The 23,225-nt window shown below is 46.9% G+C and carries 17 protein-coding genes; 11 read left to right on the forward strand and 6 right to left on the reverse strand.

What is annotated here, in order from left to right; translation table 11 throughout:
- Nucleotides 1–63: 63 nt before the first annotated feature.
- The 9 genes from infB to D9Y29_RS25630 all read left to right on the forward strand — a co-directional run bounded on the left by infB (nt 64) and on the right by D9Y29_RS25630 (nt 16,222).
- Nucleotides 64–3,201 (forward strand): translation initiation factor IF-2, encoded by a 3,138-nt coding sequence (gene infB, locus D9Y29_RS25590; protein ID WP_164735554.1) that lies wholly within the window; start codon nt 64–66, stop codon nt 3,199–3,201.
- A 163-nt stretch (nt 3,202–3,364) separates the two neighbouring features.
- Nucleotides 3,365–4,738, forward strand: a complete 1,374-nt coding sequence (locus tag D9Y29_RS25595) for a peptidylprolyl isomerase (RefSeq protein ID WP_127133097.1) — start codon at nt 3,365–3,367, stop codon at nt 4,736–4,738.
- A 270-nt stretch (nt 4,739–5,008) separates the two neighbouring features.
- Nucleotides 5,009–8,089, forward strand: a complete 3,081-nt coding sequence (locus D9Y29_RS25600; RefSeq protein ID WP_127133098.1) for a PAS domain S-box protein — start codon at nt 5,009–5,011, stop codon at nt 8,087–8,089.
- 11 nt (nt 8,090–8,100) lie between these two features.
- A complete protein-coding gene (locus D9Y29_RS25605; RefSeq protein WP_127133099.1) occupies nt 8,101–8,742 on the forward strand; it encodes a response regulator in 642 nt (213 codons plus the stop codon).
- A gap of 845 nt (nt 8,743–9,587) precedes the next feature.
- A complete protein-coding gene (locus D9Y29_RS25610) occupies nt 9,588–11,315 on the forward strand; it encodes an amidophosphoribosyltransferase (RefSeq protein ID WP_241238047.1) in 1,728 nt (575 codons plus the stop codon).
- A 197-nt stretch (nt 11,316–11,512) separates the two neighbouring features.
- Nucleotides 11,513–12,148 (forward strand): response regulator, encoded by a 636-nt coding sequence (locus tag D9Y29_RS25615; RefSeq protein WP_127133101.1) that lies wholly within the window; start codon nt 11,513–11,515, stop codon nt 12,146–12,148.
- A 277-nt stretch (nt 12,149–12,425) separates the two neighbouring features.
- On the forward strand, nt 12,426–12,926 hold the full coding sequence (locus D9Y29_RS25620) for a SixA phosphatase family protein (protein WP_127133102.1): 501 nt from the start codon (nt 12,426–12,428) through the stop codon (nt 12,924–12,926).
- A gap of 282 nt (nt 12,927–13,208) precedes the next feature.
- Nucleotides 13,209–14,597 (forward strand): T9SS type A sorting domain-containing protein, encoded by a 1,389-nt coding sequence (locus D9Y29_RS25625; RefSeq protein WP_164735555.1) that lies wholly within the window; start codon nt 13,209–13,211, stop codon nt 14,595–14,597.
- A 176-nt stretch (nt 14,598–14,773) separates the two neighbouring features.
- On the forward strand, nt 14,774–16,222 hold the full coding sequence (locus D9Y29_RS25630; protein ID WP_127133104.1) for a T9SS type A sorting domain-containing protein: 1,449 nt from the start codon (nt 14,774–14,776) through the stop codon (nt 16,220–16,222).
- A 23-nt stretch (nt 16,223–16,245) separates the two neighbouring features.
- On the opposite strand, the gene D9Y29_RS25635 is transcribed toward D9Y29_RS25630, so the two are convergent.
- Nucleotides 16,246–17,118 (reverse strand): glycosyltransferase, encoded by an 873-nt coding sequence (locus D9Y29_RS25635; RefSeq protein WP_164735556.1) that lies wholly within the window; start codon nt 17,116–17,118, stop codon nt 16,246–16,248.
- A gap of 489 nt (nt 17,119–17,607) precedes the next feature.
- Between D9Y29_RS25635 and D9Y29_RS25640 the strand changes: the two genes are divergently transcribed.
- Nucleotides 17,608–17,856: a hypothetical protein gene (locus tag D9Y29_RS25640; RefSeq protein WP_127133106.1), complete on the forward strand. Its 249-nt coding sequence runs from the start codon at nt 17,608–17,610 to the stop codon at nt 17,854–17,856.
- A 94-nt stretch (nt 17,857–17,950) separates the two neighbouring features.
- On the opposite strand, the gene D9Y29_RS25645 is transcribed toward D9Y29_RS25640, so the two are convergent.
- The 4 genes from D9Y29_RS25645 to D9Y29_RS25660 form a co-directional block, all read right to left on the reverse strand.
- Entirely contained in the window at nt 17,951–19,207 is a 1,257-nt protein-coding gene (locus tag D9Y29_RS25645) for a pyridoxal phosphate-dependent aminotransferase (RefSeq protein ID WP_127133107.1), read from the reverse strand.
- A 93-nt stretch (nt 19,208–19,300) separates the two neighbouring features.
- Nucleotides 19,301–20,584 carry a hypothetical protein gene (locus D9Y29_RS25650; RefSeq protein WP_127133108.1) on the reverse strand — a complete coding sequence of 428 codons (1,284 nt, stop codon included), beginning with the start codon at nt 20,582–20,584 and terminating at the stop codon, nt 19,301–19,303.
- Nucleotides 20,585–20,595: 11 nt separating this feature from the next.
- Nucleotides 20,596–21,336 (reverse strand): class I SAM-dependent methyltransferase, encoded by a 741-nt coding sequence (locus tag D9Y29_RS25655; RefSeq protein ID WP_127133109.1) that lies wholly within the window; start codon nt 21,334–21,336, stop codon nt 20,596–20,598.
- On the reverse strand, nt 21,333–22,055 hold the full coding sequence (locus D9Y29_RS25660; protein WP_127133110.1) for a glycosyltransferase family 2 protein: 723 nt from the start codon (nt 22,053–22,055) through the stop codon (nt 21,333–21,335). Before D9Y29_RS25660 ends, D9Y29_RS25655 begins: the two co-directional genes overlap by 4 nt.
- 233 nt (nt 22,056–22,288) lie before the next feature.
- On the opposite strand from D9Y29_RS25660, the gene D9Y29_RS25665 reads away from it, so the two are divergent.
- Entirely contained in the window at nt 22,289–22,927 is a 639-nt protein-coding gene (locus D9Y29_RS25665) for a YceI family protein (RefSeq protein ID WP_127133111.1), read from the forward strand.
- A gap of 155 nt (nt 22,928–23,082) precedes the next feature.
- Here the strand turns inward: D9Y29_RS25665 and D9Y29_RS26970 are convergent, their stop codons facing one another.
- On the reverse strand, nt 23,083–23,211 hold the full coding sequence (locus tag D9Y29_RS26970) for a hypothetical protein (RefSeq protein WP_277601145.1): 129 nt from the start codon (nt 23,209–23,211) through the stop codon (nt 23,083–23,085).
- Nucleotides 23,212–23,225 lie beyond the last annotated feature (14 nt).

Here is a 23,225-nt window from a genome sequence, read left to right on the forward strand (position 1 = left end):
TCCCTTCTGGATTTTTTCCGCCTCAAACAGCTTACAAACTAAAAAATTGTCTTACAATAACGAATGGCAGAAACAACAACACCCAGATTAATGGCCGCAGCCAAGGAATTCAACGTAGGGAAAGAAACCCTGGTTGATTACCTGGTAGGCAAGGGATTTAGCAAAGACGATCTCAAACCTACGTCAAAACTGACGGAGGATATGTATCGTGCTTTGCAACAAGAGTTCCAGAGCGATAAGGTGGCGAAGCTTAAGAGCGACCAGATCGATCTGCCTAAAGGAAGCCTTGAGGCCAAGAAAAAGAAGGAAGAAGAAGCTACCTTATTCAAAAAAGAAGTTTCTAAAAAAGAACCGGAAGAAGCGAAGAAAGAAGAGCCACAGTCTCCGGTTGTACAGCCTGCAGCTGAGGAAGCGCCTGTAATGGAAGAAAAACCAAAGCAGGAAGAAACTCAGCCCCAGCCACAAGCTCCTGTTCAAACTCAGCCAGAGCCCGAAGTAGTGAAAGTGGAAGTACCGGAAATTGAAGGGCCAAAGGTTTATGATAAGATCGACCTCTCCGCCATCGATTCTTCCACAAGGCCAAAGAAGAACCAGCCTAAGAAAAAAGAAGAGCCGGTTCAACCTGAAGTGAAAGAAGAGCCTGTTGCAGAAACAGCTCCTGTAGCTGAACCCAAAGAGGAAGTAAAGAAGGAAGAAAAGATAGAAGAGAAGGAACAGCCTGTTGAAAAACAAGCTGAGCCGGAAAATATTCCACCGGCTATCGTAGAAGAACAACCGAAGGCAGAAGAGAAGAGATCAGAAACCAGGAAAGTAGAAAAGCCGAAAGAAGAAGTTAAGCCGGTTCCTGAAATTGTTGAGGAATCAAAAGAAGCCGAACCTGTATCAGATGATGAAGCAGGTCCGGTCATTGAAAATATTAAGGCAACAAAATTGGAAGGTCCTAAGATATTGGGTAAGATCGAACTGCCTGTAGGCAATGATCGTTCTAAATCCAACCAGGCACAAACGCAGCAGCAGCAACAGCAGCAACAACAGCAGGGAGAGGAAAAACGGAAACGTAAGCGTATCCCCATCGAGAAGAGAGATCAGCAAACGCCTCAGCAGAAAGCAGCCCACCTGTTCAAGAAACCGGAAGGCCAGCAACAGCGCCAGGGCGGTCATGGCGGCCAGCAAGGCGGTTTCCAGCGCGGGAATCAGCAAGGCGGCGGCTTCAATCGCGGCGGTGGTCAGCGCGGCGGTCAACGTACCGGTGGCAAGTTTGTTCAGCGAGAGCCTAAAGAGATCAACGAGAAAGAAATTCAGAATAAGATCCGCGAAACCCAGGCGAAACTCGCAGGCACCAGTGGCCGCGGTAAGAGCCTCAAAGCAAAATACCGTCGTGAAAAACGTCAGGGAATCGCAGATAACGGGGCAGAAGGCGATATGCAGGATAGCAAACTGCAGGTAACGGAATTCATCAGCGTAAGCGAGCTCGCCAACCTGATGGACGTGAACTTTGCAGATGTGATCTCAAAATGTATGAGCCTCGGTCTGATGGTAAGTATCAACCAGCGCCTTGACGCTGAAGTGATCGAGCTTGTGGCCAATGAATTTGGTTTTGATGTTGAATTTATCGACATGGAAAAACAAATGGCCATGGAGGAAGAAGAAGAAGTGGATGAAGAAGATGAACTGCAACCACGCGCTCCCATCGTTACCATCATGGGTCACGTTGACCACGGTAAAACTTCATTGCTCGACTATATCCGCAATGCCAATGTAGTAGCCGGTGAGGCAGGTGGTATCACCCAGCACATCGGTGCCTATGAGGTAACAGTGAAGAACGGTCAGAAGATCACCTTCCTCGATACACCCGGTCACGAAGCATTTACGGCCATGCGTGCCCGTGGTGCCAAAGTAACCGATATCGCGGTGATTGTGGTGGCTGCAGACGATGCAGTGATGCCGCAAACCAAGGAAGCCATCAGCCACGCACAGGCAGCAGGCGTTCCCATGATCTTTGCCATCAACAAGATCGATAAAGACGGAGCCAACCCGCAAAAGATATACGAACAACTCGCAGGCATGAACCTCCTCGTGGAAGAATGGGGCGGCAAATTCCAAAGCCAGCAACTCAGCGCCAAGAAAGGTCTCAATGTAGACAACCTCCTGGAGAAGATCCTCCTCGAAGCTGAACTGCTGAACCTGAAAGCCAACCCGGACAGGGAAGCTTCCGGTTCCATCATCGAAGCTACGCTCGACAAAGGCCGTGGTTATGTGGCCACTGTACTGGTTCAGAACGGTACCCTCAAACAAGGTGACCTGGTGGTATCCGGACAATTCTACGGTCGTGTGAAAGCGATGTTCAATGAAAGGAACAAGCGCATGGAAGATGCACCGCCATCTACTCCGGCACTGATCCTCGGTCTGAACGGAGCGCCGCAGGCTGGTGAGAAATTCAAAGTATACGAAGACGAATCTGAAGCCAAAGATGTGGCTAACCGCCGCGCGCAGATCCTGCGTGAACAGGGCCTCAGGACCAAGAAACATATCACGCTCGATGAGATCGGACGCCGTCTGGCTCTCGGAAACTTCAAACAACTGAACCTGATCATCAAAGGTGACGTGGACGGTTCTGTAGAAGCGTTGAGCGATTCACTGCAGAAACTCTCTACTGAAGAGATCGTGGTGAGTGTTGTGCACAAGGCTGTAGGCGCCATCACAGAAAGTGATGTACTCCTCGCAACGGCTTCAGACGCCATCGTGATCGGTTTCAACGTTCGTCCTTCTCTTTCAGCAGCCAAGGTTGCCGAGCATGAAGGTGTTGAGATCAAGTTGTACTCCATCATCTACAACGCCATCGAAGAGATCAAGTCCGCGATGGAAGGTATGTTGGAGCCGAAGATCCAGGAGAGGATCGTAGCCAACGTGGAAGTCCGCAACGTGTTCAAGTTCGACAAGGCTACCGTAGCCGGTTGTTACGTACTGGACGGAAAGATTGCACGCAACTCCAAGATCCGCATCATCCGCGATGGTATCGTGGAATTCCCGAAAGGCGAAGGCAAATCCGGCGAACTCGCTTCACTGAAACGATACAAAGACGACGTGAAGGATGTTTCAGCTGGCATGGAATGCGGTCTTACCATCAAGAACTTCGATAATATCCAGGTAGGTGATATCGTGGAAGCTTTTGAAGAAGAAGAAGTAAAACGTACATTATAATTTGAACTGATACAAGGCAAGGCACAAGGTAAACTGTTATCCAGCGTTTCTCCTTGTGCCTTTTTTTCTTTGTTCTGCGCCTTAAAACCTTGTTAATAAGAAAGAGGAAACGCAGAATATCTGACCGGAAAAGTATTTTTGAGCATATCCATTTCATAAGAATATGAAAAAATTAAGCACGCTACTGGTAGCCATGTTACTCATCTCCGCCGCATTTTCACAGGGCGTAAGAAAGGTAACAGCAGATAAGATCGTTGGCATTGTTGGAGACAAGATCATTCTCCGATCCGATGTATACAACGATATTACAGACAGACAGCGCCGCGGCGAACCAGTACCGCCCAATGCCAATTGTTATATCATGGAACAACTGCTCACCCTGAAAGCGTTGGTGCTGCAGGCTGAGAAAGACTCCATCATTGTAGGGGAAGATGAGATCGATGCCCTGCTCGATAACCAGGTGCGCGGCTTCATCCAGATGTATGGCGGCAGGGCTGAGCTTGAGGCTATCGCAGGCCGCTCCATTTATCAGATCAAGGAAGACTTCAGACAGTCTTTCACTGAAAGAAAAAAAGCGGAGCGCATGCGCGATAAGATCACAGAAAACGTAAAAATCACACCACAGGAAGTAAAGGAGTTTTTCGAAAGGATCCCTAAAGACAGTCTCCGCTATTACGAGTCTGAAGTTGCCATCTGTGAAGTAGTGCTCTATCCCAAACCATCACGTGAACTCGAACTCCTGGCCATGGATGAGCTGGCAGAATACAAACGTTCAGCAGAATCAGGGGCACAGAAGTTTGAAACACTCGCATCTCTTTATACAGATGATCCGGGCAGTAAAGAAACAGGTGGACGCTACGCTATCAACCGAACTGAAAAGAACTGGGACCCCGCTTTCATCCAGAATGCATTCCGCCTGAAAGACGGACAGATCTCACCCGTATTCAAATCTAAATTCGGCTATCATATCATCAAGATGGAAAGCCGCTCCGGGGATGATGCCATCGTAAGACATATCCTTCGTATCCCAAAGATCACTGACGAAGAAGTGAACAATGCAGTGAACCAGCTCGACTCCGTTCGTGCAAAGATCATTGCAGGCACCATGACCTTCGGAGAGGCCGTAAACAAATACAGTGAGGAAGAGTCTTCCAAATTCACCGGTGGTTGTTTGCAGAACAATATGGGAGGAAGCACACTTGCACTAGACCAGCTCGATAAGAACATGGTAGAGTTCCTCGCAAAATCAAAACTCAAGCCCGGTGAAGTTTCCAAGCCAACAGTTTATACAGACGAACGTCAGAAAAAAGGAGTAAGAATTGTTTTCCTCCGCTCCAGGTCTGAGCCCCACCGTGAGAACCTGAAAGATGATTATGACCGCGTAGCCCTCAGGGCCATCGAAGAAAAGAAACAGAACGTACTTGAGAAATGGTTCCAGTCTAAGATCTCAACTTTCTACCTGATGATCGACGATGATTTCAAAAACTGCGAATCCATGAGCAACTGGCTCCAGTACGCAGTAAAAACCTCTCAATAAAATATTCCGAACTGATTCAGCCCCGGTTTTTCAAAAGCCGGGGCTTTTTTATGGCTAAACATTAAAAATTTTCAGCTTTGCTTTCATTTATCAAAGCGCTTATGTATTTTGATCTGCTTTCAGGTTTCACCACCACCTGAAATTTCAACCCGGCATTAATAATCTCCTAAGGAAAATGAACTAGGTGTAAACTCTTAGGTAATTTAGAAATTGCCTTTTTTATTGTGACAGCTTCGGCTTTTACGGTACTTTGTATAAGTATTTACCTGTATGCTCAAGCAGCCCAACAAGCCCAGACCAGAAGCGGGTGGACCTGAAACCTTATACCTGCAAACCGACCTTCGTGGCACCATTATCTCGGTGTCTGCTCCGCTATTGGTCACTACCGGCAAAACCAGGCAGGAACTGATTGATCAACCCTTCAGCAAACTGCTAGCACCTTCCGGCGTCAACAGTCTTCAGGACATTTTGAACGAAACGGACCTGGCAGATCTATCCAGGGTATCGCTAACGGTACAGGGTATCCGAACAAATACTACCATCGAATTCTCTGTTACAAGAAATGATACGGAACACCAGCCGGCCCTGCTGGAATGGCGCGCTGAATCCTTCGACGAGTTGAGTGATTTCCCCCTTGTTAGTGATCAGCATGCGGAAACCCTTTTCCGCCAGTTCGCAGATGCAGCTCCCGGCATGATCTGGATCTCGGATGAACAGGACAATACTGTTTTCTTCAATAAAAGCTGGCTGCAATTCACAGGTATTACAGTAGAAGATGTAGCCGGTGACGGATGGACCAGGCTGATCCATCCCGAGGATATCCCCATTGCGATCAGCGCCTACCGCAAATACTTCAGGGAACGAAAGCCCGCCACGCTCGAATACAGGATCAAAACCAATGGCTACCAATACCGGTGGGTGATAGATCAGAGCGCACCCCGCTATCATGCAGATGGCCGCTTCCTCGGATTTGTGGGATCGGTGATGGATATTCACGACAGGAAGCAAGCTGAAGAAACCATCCGCCTCCAGGCCAAAGTGATGTACGATGTATCAGATGCTATCATCTCAACAGACCTGGAATACAAGATCACTGCTTTCAATAATGCTGCGGAAAAAATCTACGGTCTCAAAGCTGCTGACCTGCTAGGGAAACATATCCGCTCCGTGATCAATCATGAATACCTTTCGGCCACACCAGAGGAAGTGCTTGCCAGTCTTGATAAAACAGGCGGATGGGAAGGCATGGTCTGGTACGATCACCCCGAAGGACGGCGTGTATACATGCTGGCCACCCTTACAGTTCTCCGTAATGAGCAGGGCCAACGGACAGGTGTAGCTGCAATTCACCGCGATGTTTCCGAAAAACGCCGTGCGGAAGAAACCCTTCGCATTACTGAAGAAAGATACCGCTCGCTGGTATTCGCGCTTGGCGAGGGTGTGATCATGTGCAACAAGGAAGGCGAGATCATTACCTGCAATGAGAGCGCAGAACTGATCCTGGATGTTCCCGGCGGCGATCTCAAAGGTAGATCTATCTATAAGCCCTACACGAAATACTTCTTTGAAGATGGTGATCTGGTGAATGCAGGCGAGTCGCCGGCAGTACGAACCCTCAAGACCGGCGAATCCTACAAGGAGGTGATTATGGGATTCAGCAAGCGGGACAGTATGCTAAGCTGGATCTCTGTAAACACGGAGCCAATCTATTATTCAACGCCCACTACCATGTCTGCTCCCGATGCAGTAGTAGTGACCATTGTTGATATTACTGACCGGAAGAACCACGAGCAGCTGCTGGCGCTGGAGAAAAAAGTGCTGGAGATGAATGCGCTTCCTGCCATCGGTCTCAAAACCATCATCGATTATTTTCTCGAAGGGCTGGAGAAATTATTTCCGGGCATGCTCTGCACCGTACTCACACTGGATCAGCAAAAGCAGACCGTTCATACACTCAGCGCTCCCAGCCTGCCGGTTGAATACTCCAACGCTATCAGCGGATTGCCTATAGGTCCATGCAATGGGTCCTGCGGCACCGCCATGTTCCGAAAGGAAAAAGTGATCAGTACCGATGTGGCAAAGGACCCGCTCTGGGATAAATTCAGGGAACTGGCAGAACAGTTCGGCATCGGCGCCTGCTGGAGCTTTCCGATACTTGACCCACATAAGGAAGTGCTGGCCACCATCGCCACCTATTATCATTTTCCCAAAGTGCCCGGCCCCAAGGACCTCGGCATTCTTGATCGCGCCTGCGACCTGCTGCGTGTTATCATCGGGAACAAAGACGCGGAAAGAAAGATCCGCCGTAATCACGAACGTTACCTCCTCGTCACAAAAGCCACAAACGACGCCATCTGGGACTGGGATATCAATACCAGCGATCTCTACTGGGGCGATGGATACTTCAACCTCTTCGGTTACAAACCCGGATACATAACCGAAGGCATGAAAAAATGGGAAGACTGCATCCATCCCGATGATCGGGAACGGGTGAAAAATCATCTTGAAAAATACCTCAATGACAATGATACGCGTTTATGGGAAGCTGAATACCGCTTCCTGAAATCAAATGGCGAATTTGCGCTTGTGCAGGACCGTGGGTTCCTCATTTTCGATCACGAAGGAAAAATGAATCGAATGGTGGGGTCCGTTCAGGACATCACAGAGAAGCGCGAAATGGAAAAAAAGCTGCTGGAAACCGAACTCAATAAACAAAAACTGGTAGCGCAGGCCGTAGTGAATGCACAGGAAAAAGACAGGGCCGAGATAGGGAAAGACCTTCACGACAATGTGAACCAGATCCTCACTACCGGAAAACTATACCTGGAACTGGCCCTGGTGGAAGAAAGCGAAAGGATCCGGCTGATCCAGCGGTGTGCAGCCAGTATCTCAGACGCCATCAACGAAGTAAGGACCATTTCCAGGTCCCTGGTGCCGGCAAGCATCGGAGACCTCGGCCTGGTAGAATCTATCCAGGACCTTTCCGAAAGTGTGAGGGCAACAAAAAAGCTGAAAGTGCAGTTCAGACATAAAGGACCAATTGACGAACTGCTGGATGATAAAAGAAAGCTCACCCTTTTCAGGGTTGTGCAGGAACAGGTGAATAATGTACTGAAACATTCCCGGGCCGCTAATCTGCTGATCGAACTTAGTTGTGAAGATCAATGGATCTGCCTCAGCATCTCAGATGATGGCATCGGGTTTGATCAAACCACTGTTCGCGCACGCAAGAGCAACGGACTATCCAATATCATCAGCAGGGCTGATCTCTTCAACGGTGTGGTGAATTTAGACACAGCGCCGGGAAAAGGGTGCAGGCTTATCGTTCATGTACCAATAGCTAACCTTTAAAAACCAAGTGTATGGATAAGATCAGTGTTTTGATTGCAGATGATCACAAGTTGATCCGGGAGACCTGGAGCTTTATTTTAAACAATGATCCAAGATTTGTTGTGGTAGCCGATTGCGGAGATTCCGAACAGGCGGTGGAGCTTGCCAGGAGTAAAAAGCCGCAGATCGTGCTGATGGACATCAATATGGCGCCTGCATCGGGATTTGAAGCTACTGAACGGATACGTAAGCTCTCACCGGCCAGTCGTATCATCGGTATTTCAATGCACTCGCAACCAGCCTATGCTAAAAAAATGCTGCAGATCGGCGCAAGAGGTTATGTAACCAAGAACTCATCCAAGGAAGAAATGATCTCCGCTATACTGGAAGTACATAGCGGCAACAAATATATCTGCGACGAGATCAAGAACAATATCTCGGAACTGGTGCTGGAAGAGAATAAGGAAGTTCCCAATATCAATGCACTGACTGATCGGGAGATCCAGATCATCAACCTGATCAAAAAAGAAGAGTCTTCCAAAGAGATAGCATCGCTGCTGAAGATCTCTCTCAAAACAGTGGAAGTGCACAGGCATAATATCCTGAAAAAACTGAAATTGAAGAATTCTGCTTCGCTGGTGAACTTCATCAATAATGTTGCAACGAATATCTAAGAGTAATTACGTAGAATTTTAATAGGTTTTACAATTATCAAATTAACATTCATCCCCGCACATTATGCAGGATGCATTAGAATAAGGAACTTTGCAAAAGTGTAACACTCACTAACTTACTTATTATGTGAAGGCTCTGCAATGCTCTCTTCTACCAGGAAGGGGGCATTGTTCTTTTAAGCCCATTTCAAGCCAATATCAGGCCCATAGTGGATTTACGAGGTGTTTTACCAACTGTTAAAGTATTCACAAACGATATAGGAGTAAACCTTTACAGGCATCTGAAATAACTATTTAGGATGCTGAAAGTTTAGGGGAAATTTAGTTTTACAACTCAGAAATACAGCAACTTAGCTGTAAATCCAATGTTCGCAGGTAAACACATTTACCCTGACCCTTTTTAATCCAGATCCCGTAGAAAACCATGATCCGAGAAAAGTCCAGTTATCCGTGAAAACCAAGCCTGAACCGGCTTAAAAAATGGTCCATCTATCCTATTGAAAAAAGCACCCCCCACGTTCCTATGAAGACTGGGGGTTTTCTTTTTCTCCAGCCTTCTCTTCCTTCACTTTATTTTTTACTTATACATAATTATTGGCTCATCTGTAATTGATTGATTGTAAATAGCAAACAAATTTGAATGTTACAACAATCAAAAACCATGTTTTCTTCCGGATGGAGTTGCTTAACTTTGCGCTTTCTTTTTTTCAACCCAGGAGTTATCCATGAGTGACGAAATAAAACATGAGTGCGGACTAGCATTCATACGCTTACGCAAGCCGTTCTCCTATTATAAGCAACAATACGGTACAGTAATGTGGGGCTTAAACAAGCTGTACCTGCTCATGGAAAAACAACACAACCGCGGCCAGGACGGTGCGGGTGTTGCAGCCGTGAAGCTGAATGTGGAACCCGGTAATCCTTTTCTCAACCGGATCAGGAGCAATGCCAATCAACCCATCGCGGATGTTTTCACAAAGATCAATCAGGATGTAAAGGACCTGGAAATGTATATGCCGGATTGCCTTGAGCATCCGAATGTGATGAAAGGACATATTCCTTTCCTGGGTGAGTTGTTACTGGGCCATCTTCGTTACGGAACGCAGGGAAAGAATAATGTTGAGTTCTGCCATCCTTTTATAAAACGTCATACTGTTCCAGCCCGCAACCTGGCGCTGGCCGGAAACTTCAATCTCGTTAATACAGACGAGCTCTTCAACCTGATAGATATCGATCCGGGTGAGTTCCAGAAACAGAGCGACCTTGCCGCAATGATGGAAGTGATCCATCATTTCCTGGTGAAGGCCGATGAAGAGAACAAAAGCAATCCGGATGTGGTGTCTGCCCTTCGCAAAGCCGTGAAACTTTTCGACGGAGGTTTCACCGTTGGGGGATTGATCGGGAACGGAGACTCTTTCGTATTCCGCGATGCCAATGGTATCCGCCCTGCATACTACTACGTGAATGAAGATGTGATTGTGGCTGCATCCGAAAGAGCAGCTATCCGCACCGTATTCAATGTAGGAGAGAATGAAGTGCTGGAACTGATGCCCGGACAAGGGGTAATCACCAAAGCTGACGGCACATATTCCATCGAGCAGATCCTGGAGCCGAAAGAGCGCAGGGCCTGCAGCTTCGAACGTATTTATTTCTCCCGCGGCAGTGATGAAAAGATCTATAAGGAAAGAACACAGCTCGGATACAACCTCACTGAGCAGGTACTCAATGCTGTTGATCACGATCTGAAACATACCATTTTCTCATTCATCCCCAATACAGCGGAAGTTGCTTTCTATGGTATGTGGAAAGGGCTGGATGATTACATGAAGAGAGTGAAGATCGAAAGGATCATGAGCTGGGGAAATAATATCGATCCGGAAAAGCTTTCGGAGATGATCAGCCGAAAAGTAAGGATCGAAAAGATTGCCATTAAAGATGTAAAAATGCGTACCTTCATTACAGCCGACAGCAGCCGTAATGAAATGGTACAACACGTATACGACATTACTTACGGTACTGTGCAGAAGGGACTGGATACGCTGGTGGTGATAGATGATTCCATTGTGAGAGGCACCACCCTGAAAGAGAGTATCATAAGAATGCTGGCCAGGCTGGAACCGAAGAAGATCATTGTGGTATCCTCTGCTCCGCAGATCAGGTACCCTGATTGTTACGGTATCGACATGAGCAAGCTGGGAGATTTCATCGCATTCCGCGCGGCATATGAGTTGATGAAGGAAACAGGGAAAGAGAAATGTCTCCAGGACATGTATGAACGCTGCAAAGAATTGCAGAGGATGGGTCAGCTTCACACAGAGAACGTAGTACAACAACTTTACAAGCCCTTTACACCAGAACAGATCTCGGAAAAAATTGCCCAACTGATCACTCCGAAAGAAGTGAAAATCCCCGTTCAGGTAATCTTCCAGACGATCGAATCCTTACATCATGCCTGTCCAACCAATTTGGGCGACTGGTATTTCACCGGTGATTATCCTACTCCAGGAGGCAACAGGGTAGTGAACCGGGCTTTCATAAACTTTATGGAAGGCAAGAACGTAAGGGGTTATTAGATTCTGTTTACGCCATCATTTTACCTTTCAGATGAAAATGGGTATGCTTACTCGTTATGGGGTAGTTCATGCCTGTGCCTGATGCCGGAAAACTTTGACCAGGACTGAAAAAATAGTAAATTTTTCGCCGGGATGATGGTACATTCGTATGAATCCAGCCCCACATTCGTAACCGCTGTTTTATAAAGACTTATCTTATGAATAGGATTTCGATCATGATTGTTGATGACCATACCCTGATCCGGGAAACATGGTCATTCCTCCTTGGACGAAATGAAGGATTCGATGTGATTGCTGAAGTGGGCGATGGACAACAGGCAATTGAGATTGCCCGCGATAAACGCCCGAATATTGTATTGCTGGACATCAACATGGCGCCACTCAACGGGTTCGATATAATCAAAATGATCCGTAAACTGAGCCCCGGCTCCAAAGTGATTGCAGTCTCCATGCACTCACAACCTGCTTACGCAAAGAAAATGTTCCGTCTCGGCGCCAGAGGCTATGTTACCAAAAATTCTCCCAGGCAGGAAATGCTGAATGCCATCACAGAAGTGTACAATGGCCAGATCTTCATTTGCCAGGAAGTAAAGAATATCCTGAGCGACCAGGTATTGAATGAAGAAGAAACCAATACCGGGCTCAACCAGCTTTCTGAAAGGGAAATCGAAGTGATCAATCTTATCCGCGATGGCCTCAGCTCCAAAGAGATCGCTGACAAATTGAAACTCTCCATCAAAACAGTGGAAGTTCATAGGCATAATATCCTGAAAAAACTTCGCGTGAAGAACACTGCAGCCCTGATCAACTACATTAATTCGAACGGACTTTAATAAGGAATAACAGGCTCTGCCCGGGTGCTTTTAAACCCGGTCAGCACTGTACTTAATGGCCCCGGCAGTTTTCTTGCACAATACGGTAAAAAAATTAACTCCAATTTAATTTGGCAAAGATTTTGCTACCTTTTTTCCTGCCGACCGTTTAGCTTCCTATGAGGAACCAATCTTAAACAGGCCTGTTTAAATTTCTGATTCCTTTGATTGAAACTTATTAGGTATTATTGCGAGGGGGGAACTATTTCCTCCCTTATTTATTTATAGTCTTTGTATTATGAAAAGGTCCGTGATCATTATAAGACATGCGAAGAGTAGCTGGAGTGATCCCTCCCAGCCTGATTTTGATCGTCCCCTGAATGATCGCGGCAAAGCCGATGCCCCAGTGATGGCAAAGCGCCTTCTGGACAAACATGTGCGCATCGATGCATTCATAACAAGTCCTGCAAAACGCGCAAAGAAAACAGCAGCCCTCTTTGCTGAAGTATATGGGAAAGATAAGGACCATCTGATCCAGGTGCCATCGCTTTATCATGCGGAGCCTCCGGACTTCTTCCGGTGCATTGCACAAGCCCCTGATCAGGCAGCTACCATCGCCATCTTTTCTCACAATCCAGGTATTACAGCTTTTGTGAATATGCTAACCAAAGTAAATGTAGATGATATGCCTACATGTGCTGTATATGCCGTTCAATGCGAGCTGGCGCACTGGAGCGAATTTGAAACTGTTCAGAAAGATTTCTGGTTCTTCGATTATCCCAGGTCCTTCCTGCCCTGATGAGGGAGTTGGCGGGCATTTGATTTGTATGTAATTTCGAAGGACATCCCTGATACATTCCACCCTCTCAGAAAACGATACCGGATTTCCTGCCGGTTTTAATTTTTGATTTCCTGTAAAATACCGCCGCACTACTAAAACTGAAAGCATATGCTTATTAGGCAAATCATTCATCGCACCTTTGCGGCGCGAACCCTGCTACTTTGCGCATTATTAATGGCATCGGCAACTGGAATCTATGCTCAATGCACGCTTACGAAATTGATACCGGAAAATATTCCGATGGGAACTATTCCCGGGAATAATATACCAGGGAACCCCTTTCATGATTTCATCACCGGACAATTGAAATATTTTCCCGCAGAATTCAGCGCAAACCCAACAAAAAAATATCCCGTGATCATCTATCTCCACGGTCATAGCGCTCAATCAAATGGCGGAGCAAACGATCTCTGCCTCATTCTTTCAGACATGGAGTATACCATTCCCTGGAATATTGAAAACAACAGGTTTCCTGAGCCATTCAATTACAATGGGACCGATTACAACTTTATAGTTCTCTGCCCTCAATTCCGTGGCTATGGTGATCCTTATCATTTCAATAACCAGCTCGATGCTTATATTACATGGATACTAGGCCAATCACAATACCAGATCGATCCGGATCGTATCTACCTTACCGGCGCCAGTGCCGGAGCAAACCTTGTTGTGGATTATATCAGTAGCTCGGTTGAACATGCTGAAAGGATTGCTGCTGCCACATTACCTTCGCTATGTTATCGCGTGGATCAGCAGGTTCTTGGTGTAAACGGTCCTGCGGTTATTGCTGAAGCCCAGCTTCCAACCTGGTTCATGCAATGTTCAACCGATGGAAATCCCTGCCAGATCAGTGTTCCTACAGATTGGGTGAACGGTATTAATGCGCAACCAGAAAAAGTAACGCCAAGATTTACCGTTCTGAATCCCAATCCTGGCAATATTCCATTTGGAGACTCGCTGCTTTATTGCCGTGGATGGGCTCACCTTACCTGGGGGGCTATGTATTATCCACCGCAACCGTCAGGAACATTTTCGCCTGACTTCTTTACCTGGAATCTCCAACACTCACGTGCGTCAACTCTGCCCGTCAAGCTCAAAGATTTTTCTCTCAAAGCCGTTAACGGAAAAGTACAATTGAAATGGACTACGTCCAGCGAAGAAGATAACCTGCAATTCACCGTTGAAAGAGCAGGAGCAGATCAGCGATTCCAGAAACTCTCCGTCATTCCCGGCAAAGGCACTACCAACCTGGAACAGGTATATGAGTACACAGACAATCAACCGCTCGAGAACCTCAACTACTACAGGCTGGTGCAAAAAGATATCGATGGCCGCGAAAAAATATTCGATGCAAAACGCATCATGATGCGCCGCGATGGCAAATCACTCGTAACCGTTTCCTCCAATCCATTCACAACTGAGCTCAGCGCATTCGTTACTGTACAACACGCACAGCAGGTAAGGCTGAGCATCACAGATATGAGTGGAAAGGTCTGGGCCAATATTAACGGACGATACACAAGCGGCAGCTCCGAAGTGAGCCTTCCCGTTGGTAATCTGCCTAAAGGTGTGTACCTGCTGAAAGCCACAGGCGACGGGATTTCCAGCGTAGTGAAGATCATTAAGAGATAGTTTATTGAACAAGATTTTTTTGCATAGCTCCCGCCATCGCGGGAGCTTTTTTTTATTCAGTGAACAGCAATCGGAAAAAAGAAATCATTATTTTCTCATCATTTGATTTATCTCAAGTCTCTCCGGCAGGATAATTGTATCATGCTAATACTTCATCATCCAAAATCCATTCGAACATGTTTTTTCAATCCGTGAGCAGCAAGTGCTATCGCCTTGCGCTTTGTGCAATTGTTTTGTGCCTGATGTCTGCTGCCTTGTTTGCGCAGGATGGATGTCCTGACCGGACCTTTCCTGTGATGAAGCAGAAAAAAGTAACCGTCACTATCCCGGGTACCGATATGATCAAAGGCTACCTGGAAGCGCTGCCCGAAACTTACAACGCCAGTGCTGGTAAGCGTTTCCCGCTGATGATCTTTTTCCATGGAGCCAATGAAGGCGGCGATGGCTCTGCTGAAAAGCTCTGCCTGCTGGTGAATCAGTGGTGGTGGGCGCCCCCGTCGCTCATCGAACTGGATCGTTTTCCTCACTGGACAAATGATAAGAATGGACAACCCACGCAGTTCATCCTTATCTCCGCACAACTGGCTTATTTTGGAGATCCCTCCAAAGCGATCAATCCCCTCATCGATTATCTGCAACAGCGTTACCGGGTGGATGCTTCCAGAATCTATCTCACTGGATTGAGCGCCGGTGCTAATTTCATCATGAGTTATGCAGGCGCCAGCGCCGCCAACGCAAACAGGGTTGCAGGAATTGCACCTGTATCTCCCTGCATGAGCCTGAATACACAGCAGGCCACTGTGATTGCACGGGCCAATCTTGCTTTCTATTCCGTGCAATGCAGTACAGACGGAGCCTGCAGCGGATATACCGCAGCCAATAATGCTGCGCTGATCAATCAGCAAAATCCAACGCTGAAAGCTGCCGCTACCACATTGCCCGTTCCCAACTGGGCCTGCAATTCCTTCACTCATGATGCATGGGGCACCGCTTACGATACTACTTTCAAACAAAATATCAATGGCCGCAACCTGAATATGTATGAATGGATGTTGCAGAATGAACGCGCAGAGGTATTACCGGTAGTGCTGAAAGATTATCAGCTCAAACTGGTGCAGGGGAAAGTGGTGATCAGCTGGACTACCAGCTATGAACACAATAACGCAGCTTTTCTCATCGAAAGAGCAGGCCAAACGCTTCCCTTCACAGAGATCGGTAGTGTGGCCGGGTCCAACAATGCTACAGGTAGTAGGTACCAATGGACCGACGAAAATCCATTACCCGATCTGAACCAATACCGTCTTGTACAGGTTGACCAGGATGGCGCCAAAGAATATTTCGGGATCAAAACTATTCTCAACCGCGCACAGGGATCCAAAGCAACCGTGATTGCTCCCAATCCCTTCAAAGGCGATCTCACCGTTTACCTGCAAATTCCCAGGGCTGAGCGGGTTCGCATAGTCATAACAGATGTGAATGGAAAAAGACTATATAGTATTGATCAGCAATTACAGGCAGGAACTACACCGCTGGAATTCAAAACGGCAGCGCTTAGCAAAGGCATTTATTTTTTGAAGATCGAAGGGAGATCGTTTACTGAGAACAGGAAGATAGTGAAGCAATAACAGTCAGGGATACCTGCAATTGATCAGCTTTTCAGGGACTGAACAAAGGTGCTGATCACAGTCTTGTACAACTGCATTTCATCCTCGATCGTTTGGAAAGGAAAAGAGGAAGCACGTTGCAACGCGCTTTGCAGGTTGAAATTCTCCTGTGTGAAACTACAGGCAAGTCTTTCTTTTTCCAGGTGACCGGCCAGGTATTCCTGTTCGGCCTGCCCGGGAGTTGGCACCAGTATGCTTTTCTTTTTTGTTTTCAGGATGTCCATCACTGTGGTATAGCCCGACCGGCTGATCACCAGTTTTGCATTGCAAACAAGCCGGTTCAGTTCTGGTGAAGGCAAATGATCGAAGCTGGTCAGATTGGACAAAAGCTTTTCTCCTTTTGAATGCTTTCCGGGAAGCGCCCTCACCAGCACAGCCTCTCCCTTGAATGCAGGTAATTGTTCCAGCAACTTTTGTTCGAAGATGGACCTTTGCGGCTCCGGCCCTGAAAGAATGATGAGTAGATCCACAGGACCTGCAACCAACTTGCCAGCCTGCGTTTCATCCGAATGATAATGATCGCATTTTTCAAACCTGCTGATCCCTCCTATGTATTTCACCGGGGGAGCAGGCATGATAGCCGGCCTTGCCAATTCTCCCGCTATCGAATAACCATGAGGGTTATCAGGCACCCAGATTTCCGAGAAGCGGTTGATATGTTTGTAATTCATCGAGCGGGCCCTGCGGTCGAACCAGGCGCCCAATCCTGTTCTTAAGGCCAGTTGATGTGTAATGAAAACAGAGGGGATATGCTCAGCATATAGTCCGAAACGGTTATCGGAAATGATGGCGTCTACCCGGTGAGCAGAAAGGAAATTCTGCAACCAACGATGCTCCTTTTTTATCCGTATCATCATTTTGGGTAGTTGAAACACAATTCTAACGATGGTTATCCATCGATTTTTTGCGTACCGGATGCCATAACCCTCCAGGTCATGATAAGTTAACTGGGGGAATTCGGCTTTCAGGAGAGTTTTTTGCTGGCTGTTGCAGGCAATGACCACATCGCAGCCTGCATGCATAAGTTGTTGAATAACAGGAACACAGCGCGTAGTATGACCCAAACCCCAATCCAATGGGGATATCAAAACTAAGGGTTTTCCACTATGGGGATTAAATTTAGCCTGTGTTGTCAATTTCAAATAATAAATTGTTCGTAAAATAGTTTAATTTAGTAAAGACCATATGATGAGAACAGTGAAAAAGCCAATGATTTTTTTGTTATTAATTGTTATTTGTCTTGTTGCTGTCAGTTGCAGTGCCGGAAATAAAATGGGAGGCTCATCCAAAAAATGCGGCTGCGGCTTGAACAGGGGTTTTGTAGGCTATTAAAATCCTAATAAGAAATGAAGACGCCCAATCGCGATTTGCTTGTCCTGGTGAAAGACGATCACCTTAGTGAAGCTGCTATGGAAAATGAACTGGAGCAGCTCAACCAGTTGCTTTTTCATTTTGAGACTATCGACAATTTCTGCGTTGCGCACGAAGTGTTCGATATGAACAGGTATAAAGTGATCCATACGGCCAGGCATATCCGCAAACTGGTCCATCAGAAAGAACTGGAGCCCTTTGTTTTCATCTGCAATAAGAACTGATTTTTATACACGTTGACCTGGAATACCCAAAATAACAAAGCGGGTGTATCATTTACTGGTACACCCGCTTTTATTTTGATGATGAATATTTTGTTTATGACAATTGGCCCAATGCATTGCGCAGCTGGCTGATCATAGCAGGGATCTCCTCCACTTTGCAGGTGCCCACACTGAGGCGGTACCAGGGTGAAGTTTTTTCCGCACCGAATGCATAGAAAGGCACAACGGCCAGTTTGGCTGCACTCAGCAGGTAGGCTGTAACATCGCTTTGCTTTTCCAGGACGGTACCGTCTGAAGTCTTCTTTCCTTTAAGATCGAATTTGATGGTAAGATAGATGGCAGCCTGCGGGGCAATGGCATCAACGGCAAATCCTTCTTTCTTCAGATCGGAAAGACCATTGTAGATGCCACGGAGACGCGCTTCCAGGGCGGCTTTGAAGTCTGTCAGGTATTGATCGATGGCTTCTTTTTTGTAAAGGAATTTCGCAACGGCTTTCTGTTCCGCCATGGGAGCCCATCCACCGATATGACTGAGGATGGCCTTCATTTTATCGATCACCGTTTTGGGGCCCATCGCCCAACCCACACGCACACCCGTAGCGGCAAATACCTTGCTGATGGCATCGATGAAGATGGTATACTGCTGCATGGCAGGCCTGAGCGATACCGGATTGTAATGTCGGATATCCCCGTACGTGAGATGCCAGTACATCTGGTCGTACATCACGTACAGTTTTTTCTCGTTCTCGCCACGGGCGGCATTCTCTTCGAGGACCATATCGCAGATAGCAGTCAGTTCCTTTTCGGAAAATGTTGTACCGGTTGGATTCTGCGGAGAGCAGAGCGCCAGCAGTGTAGCTCCCTTGATAACAGGACGGAGCTGTTCAACGGTAGGCATGAAATTGTTCCCGGGAGTGGCTTCCACCAAAACGTGCTCAGCTCCTACAAAATGTGCATAATGATTATTGTTCCAGGATGGCACTGCATACACCACCTTATCACCTTTATCCACGATGGCCCTGAACAAGCTGTAGATCAGCGGCCGTCCACCGGCAGCGATCAGGATCTCGGCATGTGAGTAATGGATCTGCTCCCTTTCCTTGATGAAAGCAGCCACAGCCTCACGGAGGTCCAGGTTACCTTCAGCGGCGGGATAGTTGGTAAAATGATTGCGGTATGCATCGATGATCTCCTGCTGCAATTGAGCAGGGATGGGGAAGATAGAGGGGTCGAAATCGCCTACGGTAAAATTGTAGATCTTTTCGCCCTGGCGTATCTTTTCTTTGATCTCGCCTCCAAGTTTCACGATCTCTGACCCGATCAGGGTTTCCGAAAGATGACTGAGTTTCATGGGGCAAAAATAATAAAACTCTCTATTGAGACCCGGTTAAAAATTAACGCTCGTTAGTTAATCCGGAAAATATTGATGAATCTGCCTTTTAGCTTACTTATCGTACTTATTCAGGATGTCAACAACATTTTGGTCCAGGTGAACGGCCGTATCACTCAAAGGCTTGCCGAAAAAATGCGTCTCGTACTCATTTCTGTATACCCCATTCGCCTGCTTTTTCGCAAATTCCTCTTTATTCAATCCTGTTTTGAGTGAATAGATGGCAGCGATGATGCCCAGCACCAGGTAGAAGACCAGGTACGCCTTACTCAGCAATTTAAGCCAGGGCCTGCTATTGAAAGGTGTTTGCATAACAACGGCGATGATCAATGGCAGAACGGGCACCCAGAACCGGGGATCGTAATAAGGCCAGTTGATAATGATAAATGCATAGAACACCAGGTACATTTTGATATAGAAGGGAATGCTGCTTCGCTTAGCAAACAATATCCAGAGGAACCAAACCAGAACAGCAACGCCCAGTATCACGAATAAGACAGGGCCTGTGGCGCCGGGTAGAAAACCCATCAGTTTTGAAGCCGGCATATTCACAAAAACCTCTCCCAGTTCCTGTAAATGGTTCTTCAGGTTTTCAGCAAAGAAAGAGCCCGCGCCTTTGCCCATGGATGTTTTCAACAGGCTGGTATAATCCATGATCTTGAGTTGTTTGGCAAAGAAGGCCAGGATGGCCAGCACTACTATTATTGCCACGATCACCAGTTTGTTCTTACGAATGATCCTGCTGATCTCAGCCCTGTGCTGGTACACCACGCCCAGCACTAATGCAGGGATCAGGGAAATACCAACAGTCCTGGTGAGCAAGGTGAGGAAACCCAGCAGAAATGCGAGTATCAGCCATTTGTATCCTTTTTGTTTTGTATAAAGATGAAAACAGTACAAAGAGGAACAGGAGAAGAAAATGTATTGCATCTCGGAGAGCGGATGCGTGGAAAACTTGATCACCGTCCAGTTGAAAAGAACGAGTGAATAGAAAAGAAAAGGAGAAAGTTGCTCTTTGAATATCTTTTGTACAAACCAGATACCGAAGAAAAGATAGATGCAGTTCACCAGAACGATAAAGAAACCGTTCAATATGCCCAGCTTCGAAAGCCCGATCAACAGTGCCGTATATCCATAAGGCAGGTAATCGGTAGCTGCAAAGGAATCAGGAGGGCAGCCATATTCCAGGCAGTCTTTGATATTATAATACCGGATGGAATCGAAATGGATATGGAGCGGGGTGAAACAGGCAGCCAGGTAAGCAATGGCCATAACGGTGAACAATCCCCGCAGGACCCTGGTGTTGCCGCTGCCTGGAGTTGGTTGGATACTTGTCATAGTTGAAGGGTTTATTTTTTCCGGCCTATGGCTATAACGGAAAGGCCCAGCCGGTGAAAAGTGATCTGGTCAATCATTCTGAATAAGGGAACAAGCTTGTTAAAGGTTCTGAGCTGATTGGCAGGGATGATCTTTTTCCGGAGCAGGCTGCCACTCAGCCACCATCCAAAGATGCCTGCTGCATTGAAATACCTTGTATTGGTCACTTCAAATCCCTGCCTTTCCATCAGCCTGGAAAGACGTTGCGCACTGTAGCGTTTAAAATGGCCCAGCTCCTTGTCGAACGGATTGTATAGCCATTGATACGCAGGTACCAGTATCACGGCATTGCCCCCGGGTTTCAGCATCTGGTAACAATGGGCTATGGCCAGATCGTCGTTCCGGATATGTTCCACCACATTGAGGGCAACAACGGTATCAAAGGAATTGGAGAGGGCGGAATACCTGTTATTGAAATCAGGAGCTACCAGGTCCAGGTTCACCACCTGTTGCAGACCGGGATGGTTCCCGAATTGTTTCTGCAACAGGTGGCAATATTCTTTTCGCAGGTCTGTGGCTGTTAGAGCGAAGCCATGTTCAAGAAAAAAAGCAGAGAGGTTGCCGATGCCGCTTCCGACTTCCAGGACATCTCCACGGCACCAGGGTGCAATGGCATCATAAAGCCAGCGGTTGAATTTTTGGGCCCCGGCGAATTGTTCCAGGGTTTCCAGTCCTGCCGGATCTGTCTGCTCCAGTTCTTCGATACCTGTCATCTGCTGAAGATGTTATACTTCAGTATGCAATAGATGGCGCGGAAACCATCCTTCCAGTTGATCTTTTTGCCTTCTGCATAAGTACGGCCGTAGTAGGAAATACCCACTTCATAAATTCGGATGTCTTTGATGCGGGCTACCTTGGCGGTCACTTCCGGCTCAAACCCGAAGCGGTTTTCTTTCAGTTTGATCGACTGAATGATAGGCGTACGGAACATTTTATAACAGGTCTCCATATCTGTCAGGTTCAAATTGGTGAACATATTGCTGAGCATGGTCAGGAACTTGTTACCAATAGAGTGCCAGAAGAAAAGGATACGGTGTGAATTCCCTCCCAGGAAGCGGCTACCGAATACCACATCTGCATTCGCACGGAAAATGGGATGGATCAGTACATTGAATTCTTCAGGATCATATTCAAGGTCGGCATCCTGTATAATGGTGTAATCCCCGGTGGCATGGGCGATTCCTGTATGAAGGGCGGCGCCTTTGCCTTTGTTCACTTCATGACTGATGAAACGGATATTCTGATCAGGGTGGGATGACATATAAGCCTGAACGGCTTCCACGGTATTATCCTTCGAACAATCATTAACGATGATTACTTCTTTTTCGATATCGTTCAATAGTTTTACTGCCGCAATCCGGTCCAGGATCAGGTGAATGGTGGCTCCTTCGTTGTAAGCTGGAATTACAATGGAGAGTTTTTTGAAGTTCATTTTTTCTCGTCAATGATTTAAGGTGATTATCAAAATATGATGATAAGTGATACAGGATAAACGATGGAATTATCGTCTATGGTATTCATGAGTTATTGAACAGGGAAATTGGCTAGGCGGCAATCAGGAACTGATACTGGAAGAAAAAGCCAGAGGGCTTAAATCTATAAAATTTTTCTTACATAAAATATTCTCTATCTTTATTAATGTCTAAACGCTAAACTGAACCAAACATGAAAAAACTGGTTTTATCCGCTGCCCTGCTTGCAGCTTCGGGTATCATTTTCACCGCATTCAGAAAGTCTATACCAGCCTCACTGACAACCACAAACGCTCAAAACCTTGCAACCAAATGGGTTTTGGATAAATCACATTCCAATATTCGTTTCACCGTTACCCACATGGTGGTTTCTGAAGCTGAAGGCTCTTTCAAATCCTTCGACGGCACTTTCGTTGCTGAGAAAGCCGATTTTTCCGACGCGAAAATAAACTTTACAATTGATGTTAACTCCATCAATACAGATAATGCGAACAGGGATAAACACCTAAAGGGCGATGATTTCTTCAACGCAGAGAAATTTCCCCAGATAAAATTTGAAAGCACCGCCTTCAAACCACAAGGTGGGAACAAGTACAAACTTGAAGGTAATCTGACAGTTCGCGATATCACCAAGCCTGTAACATTCGATGTAACCCATGGTGGTACCATCGCCAGCCAGCGCGGCGCCAAAGCAGGTTTCAAGGCTAAAGCCACTATTGACCGCTTCGAATTCGGCCTCAAATGGAACCGTATGACCGAAGCTGGCGGCCTGGCTGTTGGTAAAGACGTGGAAGTTACTGTCAACATTGAGCTTAACGAAGCAAAACAATAATTTCGCAGTGGCCAGGGGCTGACTAATAAAGTCCGAATCTTTTGATTTCGGGGAGCCCACTCGCTCGCCTCTGGCGAGTGAGTTTTATTTTGTCGCCTCCGGCGACCAGTCGGGTGCAGCACCTGGTTGGTTCGCCGGAGGCGAACAAATATTAGTCACTCGCCGGAGGCGAGCGACTGCGGCACTCCGATTGCCATCAACACTCCGCCTGCCGCCAACACTCCGCCTGCCATCAATACTTCGTCTGCTCCCCCATATACGGTATCTTCGCAACTGCTTAACAAGCCAACTATTTATT

Origin of the sequence: Pseudoflavitalea rhizosphaerae (assembly GCF_003991355.1) — a bacterium.
Classification (GTDB): domain Bacteria; phylum Bacteroidota; class Bacteroidia; order Chitinophagales; family Chitinophagaceae; genus Pseudobacter; species Pseudobacter rhizosphaerae.